The organism is Eudoraea sp., assembly GCF_049669105.1.
Lineage (GTDB): Bacteria > Bacteroidota > Bacteroidia > Flavobacteriales > Flavobacteriaceae > Eudoraea.
In genome coordinates this window covers 1-6,549 of record NZ_JBATKE010000029.1, presented here as the reverse complement: position 1 = coordinate 6,549, position 6,549 = coordinate 1, and the positions used below count along the sequence as shown (strand labels likewise).

Below are 6,549 nucleotides of genomic sequence, written 5' to 3'. Positions count from 1 at the left end.
GATGGTATCTCCGTTGGCGTTAGAGGTTCTTTAAACCGTATTAAGAAAATTGGTGACCTTGCAGTTGACGATTTGTCTTACTATGGCTTGGATGGAACTATTAAATACAATTTTATAAAAAATACCACTATTGATCCCTTCGTTGAAATTGGAGGTGGTTATACCTGGGTTGCTGATATTGGAGCCGGTACTATTAATGGAGGTATTGGTGCTAATATATGGATGAACGATAACATTGGTTTCACCATTCAAACACAGTATAAGCACTCTTTTGAAGACTATTTGCTTCCACATTTCCAACATATGTTGGGACTTTCCATCAAATTTGGTGGATCTGATACAGATGGAGATGGTATCTATGACAAAGATGATGCTTGCCCAGAAGTACCTGGTTTAGAAGCATTCAATGGTTGTCCTGATTCTGACGGAGATGGCATTGAAGACAGCAAAGATGCTTGTCCAAATGAAGCCGGTCCTAAAGAATTGAATGGTTGTCCTGATTCTGACGGCGATGGAATTGCTGATAAAGATGATGCTTGTCCAAATGAAGCTGGTTTAGCTGCTTTAGCTGGTTGCCCAGATGCAGACGGTGATGGTATTGCTGACAAAGATGACCAGTGTCCTAATGAAGCAGGTCCTGCTGAAAACAACGGATGCCCATGGCCAGATAGAGATGGAGATGGCGTTTTAGACAAAGATGATCTTTGCCCAGACCTACCAGGTGTTGTTGCAAATAAAGGTTGTCCAGAACTTACTGAAGCAGTTCGTAAGTCATTAAACGACTATGCTAAAACTATCTTGTTTGATACAGGAAAAGCAACTATTAAAGAGCGTTCGGAAGAGGTATTGAAAAATATCGTAGCTATCTTAGAAGAGTACTCTTATGCCAGATTTAGTATAGACGGTCACACAGACAGTGTTGGTAGTGATGCATTGAACCAAAAGCTTTCTGAAGAAAGAGCTTATTCCGTAATGAATTTCTTAATTGAGAACGGTATTGCCTCTAACAGATTGGAAGCTACAGGCTATGGTGAAGCAAGACCATTAGCAGACAACGGTACCGCTTCCGGTAGGAAAACGAACCGTAGAGTTGAAATTAACTTGATAAAACAATAAGGTTCTAAACCTAATATATTAGAAAAAAGCTCCGCAAACGCGGAGCTTTTTTTATTTTTAAAAATGCAAAGTTTTTTAAATCAGATTTCAGAAGAATTATGGAAAAAGAATAGCTCTTTTGACAATCTTATTTTTGTACTTCCTGGTAAACGCGCAGGAACCTTTCTTAAAAACAACATCTCCCAAACTGTTGGTAAAACGATTTTTGCTCCCGAAATCTATAGCATTGAATCATTTATTGAAATGATTTCGGGTCTCTCCTATGCAACCAATACACAACAATTATTTGAACTATATAATGCCTATTTAAATACAGGCAGTAACGAAAAGGAAAGTTTTTATTCCTTTTCCAAATGGGGTCAAATTCTATTGCAGGATTTCAATGAAATTGACAGGTACCTGGTGCCTCCTGAAAAGCTTTTTTCATACTTATCGGTTATCCAGGAAATGAACCAATGGCATCTTAAACCCAATAAAACTAAATTAATAGAAGATTATCTCAGCTTTTGGAATAATCTTGAAGAATTGCATTCAGCCTTTAATAAAAACCTTTTAGAAAATGGTTCGGGCCATCAGGGATTGGTTTATAGAGAAGCATGTCAAAACCTATCTGATTACATTAATACATCAAAAAATAAAAAGCACGTTTTTATTGGATTTAATGCTTTGAATTCAGCCGAAGTATTTATTATTAAAGAATTTTTAAAAGAAGGTAACAGCGATATTTATTGGGATATAGACATCTGTTTTCTGGAAGATAAAATTCACGATGCGGGGTTTTTTATTCGTCAATACCAAAAGGAATGGAGCTATTTTAAAGACCACTCGCTGAAGGGATTAAGTGAATATTATAGCACCACAAAAAATATCCAAATAACCGGTGTACCTAAAAATGTATCACAGGCAAAATATGTTGGCGATTTGATATTAGATCTAAATGAAAAGGACCCAAACCAAATTAAAAATACCGCTGTTATCTTGGGAGATGAAACACTGCTGAACCCCATATTAAACTCGCTTCCGGCTGAAATAAATCAGGTAAATATCACCATGGGGTATCCCTTAGATAAAACCCCTATTGCTGGCATGTTTACCCAACTCTTCGACCTTTATATCCAATTAGATTCACAGGGTTGGTTTTATAAGAACCTGTTGTCATTTTTAGTTCATCCATATGTTCAGAAGCTTCTTTCTTCAGAAGACAAAAATATAGTTAATAGCATAAAAGCGGAAGTAAATAAACGTAATTGGATTTATATAACTCCTTCTAAATTAAAATCAATCTTTCCTGAAACTACAGAAGGATTAACGCTCCTGTTTTCCTACGAAAATGCGGAACCTTCTCATTTTCTAAACAGTGTTATCGCGCTTATTGAGCTCCTAAAACGTAATTTTCAACTACAGGAAAACCATTTGGAACTGGAATATTTATATCACTTTTATACTTTGTTTAATGAGCTAAAAATGCTTTCTGGTGAATACGCATTTTTACATGACTTAAAGGCTTTACAGAGCATATTTAAGGAGTTGATATCCACTGAAAAAGTAAATTTTAGGGGCGAGCCTCTTGAAGGTTTACAGATCATGGGGATGTTGGAAAGTAGAAATCTTGATTTTGAAACTGTTATAATTACATCGGTAAATGAAGGTATCCTTCCGGCAGGTAAGACCAATAACTCATTTATTCCTTTCGATATTAAAAGAGAATTTGGTTTACCTGCCTACAAAGAGAAAGATGCCGTCTATACCTATCATTTTTACAGATTGTTACAACGAGCCAAAAACATCTATCTTATCTACAATACTGAACCTGATGTTATTGAAGGTGGTGAAAAAAGCAGGTTTATTTCACAATTACTTACAGACGAAAATCACATAGAAAACATAGTAGCGAAAATTGCGGTTCCTCAGATAAATTCAATACTTAATACGCCCGTTTCTATTCAAAAGGATAGCGATATAATGAATAAAATAAGCGCTGTTTTTAGAAAAGGGCTTTCACCCTCGTCACTCACAAACTATATTAAAAATCCTATCAATTTTTACAAGCAAAAGATTTTAAAATTAGAAGAAACTCTTGAAGTTGAGGAGACTATTGCTTCAAAAACCTTTGGGACTATTTTACACAAGGCTATGGAAATTTTGTATGAGCCATTCCTTGGTGCTTTTCTGACTGAAGGCAAACTAAAGGAACAAAGACCTAAAATAAGAGGCGTAGTTAAAAATGAACTTCTGAAAACTTATGCAGAAGAGGATATTTCAAGAGGAAAAAACCTTATTGCCTTTAATGTTATCGTAGCTTATATAGATAGTTTCATTTTAAAAGAAATAGAAAACATTAAACATCATACTATTAAAATAATAGCACTTGAAAAAGATCTGTCAGTTGATATAGATGTACCGGGGATAGATACTCCGGTTATATTAAAAGGAACATTAGACAGGATTGATGAAAAGGATGGCATGCTAAGAATAATTGATTATAAGACCGGGAGTGTTCTTAGCTCTAATGTAGAAGTAGTTTTATGGGATGAAATCATTGAAAATTATGATCGTAGCAAAGCATTTCAGTTGCTCTGTTATTCTTTCATGTATCAAATTATTAATCCCATTGAAAAAATGAGTGCCGGAATTATTTCCTTCAAGAATTTGGGTTCTGGCCCATTCTATTTTTCAACAAAAAATAGCAGGAATACCTCAAAAAAGGATTTCAACATAACTAAAGATACCCTCGATCTATTTCAGGAACAGTTGGTTAAACTAATTCAGGAAATTGCAAATCCAGCAGTCCCATTTATTGCTAAAGAAGATTAATCACTATTTTTTGTCTGGTCTGCTGGGTCTCACTTCTATTTTACTGGGTAGCGTTCTGGGATGCATTTTTAGCAGATCAACCACCAGCTCACCTATATCCTCCGGTTGTATTTTCCAGGCATCTTTTTGGGAAGGTTCATTATTATTGAAATGAGTTGCTACTGAACCGGGCATAATGGTAGATACTTTAATATCATATTTACGGAGATCCAACATTGCCGCCTGGGTAAAACCAACAACACCAAACTTTGTAGCATTGTATCCAGCCGCGGTTGCGAAAAAATTGGTCCCGGCCAAACTGGCCAGAGTGATATAATATCCTTTGGAATCTTTTAGAGCATCTACGGATGCCTTTAAAGTATGAAATACGCCGTTGAGATTAGTATCAATCATTTGATGCCAGTCGTTTTCAGATAATTCATCCACCGGAGCAAAAAGTCCAAGTCCGGCATTCGCCAGAACTACATCAAGCTTTCCCCATTTTTGAATAATTTGAGCTACAGCCTTATGCTCATTGTCAAGTTTAGTGACGTCACTAACAAGCGCCATTACATTTGGTCCAGCTCCTAATTGCTGTACAGCTGCATCCAGGCTTGATTTGTTTCTGCCGCTTATTGCAACTTTACACCCCGAGTCCAGTAACTTCTTCGCCACTCCAAGTCCAATCCCTTTTGAACCGCCTGTTATATAGGCAACTTTACCTGTTATATCTATCATGTCAATTAAAATTTCTTTAGTTAATTATCCGTGCTCACTTAAAAATTAAAAGACCCAACTAAAATAAAAAACCCTCTTACAGTACTTTGAAGGAGGGTTATTGTGGAGAATACCGGAGTCGAACCGGTGACCTCTTGCATGCCATGCAAGCGCTCTAGCCAGCTGAGCTAATCCCCCGTCTTTTAAGGAATGTCAAAGGAACTACTTTTTGAATAAGTTTCAAAATTCCGCCGAATAAATTTTATCTTCTCTAATCCTTCTTAACACTTAATACAAGAACAGGAATACGTACTGAAAACTCAGATTTTAGAACCGCACTCTTCTCCCATAAATTTTTAAAAAATCCGCGCTTTCTTCTAAATACACAAAGCAAATCGGGATTTGTGGATTGAAAATGTTCTAAAACTCCTAAATAGGTCGTAGCATGCTCCGTAACCGTTAATTGGGAACACAAATCCATAAGAGAAGTATTTATTTTAAGGTCTTCATCTGAATATCCCGGAGTCTTTACAAGGAGTAAATTTATTTTTGATTTAAATTTCTTCTTTATAATTTTTAATGGTTCAAGGATTCTCCGCTGCGTTAGAATTCCAGATTTAAATGCTGTTAGGATATTTTTAATAGGCTTAAAAATAGCACCTCTTGGTACGATTAAAGTTGGAATATCTGTTCTTTTAACTATTCTCCCTGTAGTATGTCCAAGATATAATTCCTCTTTAATATCATTACACCTGGGGGCAATTATAATAAGATCTATACCAAGTTCTTTGTCTATTTCCTTTAGTCCATCTATTAAATCCCCATTATAAGTGGCAATCTTCATATCTACGTTCCTGGAATCTACCTTTTCAATAACTTCCTTGATATGTTTCTTACTGCTCTCTTCCACTTTCTCGGATATATTCTTCAAATCTCCTGCTCCAGACTTGGCCGAAAATACTTCCATGACATAAATACTTGAAGAAAATTGCTCGGCAAAGTCCACAGCATATTGTAAAGTCTCATGCGCATCAGGGGAAGTTCCTATGGGTACCAATATGTTCTTCATAAGGTTTGGTATTATTAATTTAAATTTACAACTTATTTGATGAATTATTCATGATTAGATGTGCAAAGATACTGGAAATCCCGGAGATTCTTGGGCTTACCAAAGCCTGTGCAAAACAAATGGAAAAAAGAGGGATATTTCAATGGAATGAAGAATACCCTTCCATAGAAGCTTTTGAAAATGATATTTCCCGAAAGGAATTATTTGTTCTTAAATCTGAAAATACTCTTATAGGCTGCATAACTATTACCACATATATGGATGAGGAATATGTTCCTATTAAATGGCTAACACCAAATGAAAATAACATATATATTCACAGGCTTGCCGTTGACCCAAAATTCCAGGGTAAAGGCTATGCCCAAATATTAATGAATTTTGCTGAAAATTATGCGCTCGAAAATAAATATATCTCTATCCGACTGGATACATTTAGTCAAAACAAAAGGAATCAAAATTTTTATGCGCAACGGGGATATCAAAAACTGGGAAATGTTTATTTTCCTAAACAAAGTCATTCTCCCTTTTATTGCTATGAACTCGTATTGTAATCCATTATATTTTTGAAAACAGTTGTAAGTTTTAAAACCATAAATAGCTTAGCTATTCCTGCAACTATAGCCGGTATAGCGGAACCTGTGCTATCTATAACGGATACTGCTATTGTGGGCAATATTCCAACATACGGTCTGGAATCACTGGCGGCAGTTGGAATCGTCGGTTCCTTTTTGTCCATGCTTATTTGGATTCTTGGGCAAACCCGAAGTGCCATATCTGCAATTATCTCTCAATATTTGGGTGCAGGCAAGCTAGATGAGGTTAAGAATTTACCGGCGCAGGCCATTTTTTTTAAC

Annotated in this window: 6 protein-coding genes and 1 tRNA gene; 4 read left to right on the top strand and 3 right to left on the bottom strand. The window is 35.9% G+C overall.

The genetic code is table 11. The annotated features are described in order from the left end of the window. Together WBM60_RS02170 and WBM60_RS02165 are read left to right on the top strand one after the other, a co-directional pair. Positions 1-1,116: OmpA family protein (locus WBM60_RS02170; RefSeq protein WP_424282710.1), on the top strand; the 1,116-nt coding region annotated here is incomplete at its 5' end. 63 nt (positions 1,117-1,179) lie between these two features. Next, positions 1,180-3,930 (top strand): PD-(D/E)XK nuclease family protein, encoded by a 2,751-nt coding sequence (locus WBM60_RS02165; protein ID WP_424282709.1) that lies wholly within the window; start codon positions 1,180-1,182, stop codon positions 3,928-3,930. Between the two features lie 3 nt (positions 3,931-3,933). Here the strand turns inward: WBM60_RS02165 and WBM60_RS02160 are convergent, their stop codons facing one another. The 3 genes from WBM60_RS02160 to WBM60_RS02150 all read right to left on the bottom strand — a co-directional run bounded on the left by WBM60_RS02160 (position 3,934) and on the right by WBM60_RS02150 (position 5,695). Then, positions 3,934-4,647 carry an SDR family oxidoreductase gene (locus WBM60_RS02160; RefSeq protein ID WP_424282708.1) on the bottom strand — a complete coding sequence of 238 codons (714 nt, stop codon included), beginning with the start codon at positions 4,645-4,647 and terminating at the stop codon, positions 3,934-3,936. A gap of 103 nt (positions 4,648-4,750) precedes the next feature. Next, positions 4,751-4,824 (bottom strand) — tRNA-Ala (locus WBM60_RS02155). A gap of 73 nt (positions 4,825-4,897) precedes the next feature. Continuing rightward, on the bottom strand, positions 4,898-5,695 hold the full coding sequence (locus WBM60_RS02150) for a universal stress protein (protein ID WP_424282706.1): 798 nt from the start codon (positions 5,693-5,695) through the stop codon (positions 4,898-4,900). 50 nt (positions 5,696-5,745) lie between these two features. On the opposite strand from WBM60_RS02150, the gene WBM60_RS02145 reads away from it, so the two are divergent. Further along, on the top strand, positions 5,746-6,246 hold the full coding sequence (locus WBM60_RS02145; protein ID WP_424282705.1) for a GNAT family N-acetyltransferase: 501 nt from the start codon (positions 5,746-5,748) through the stop codon (positions 6,244-6,246). A gap of 12 nt (positions 6,247-6,258) precedes the next feature. After that, on the top strand, positions 6,259-6,549 hold a 291-nt coding region (locus tag WBM60_RS02140), incomplete at its 3' end, for an MATE family efflux transporter (protein ID WP_424282704.1).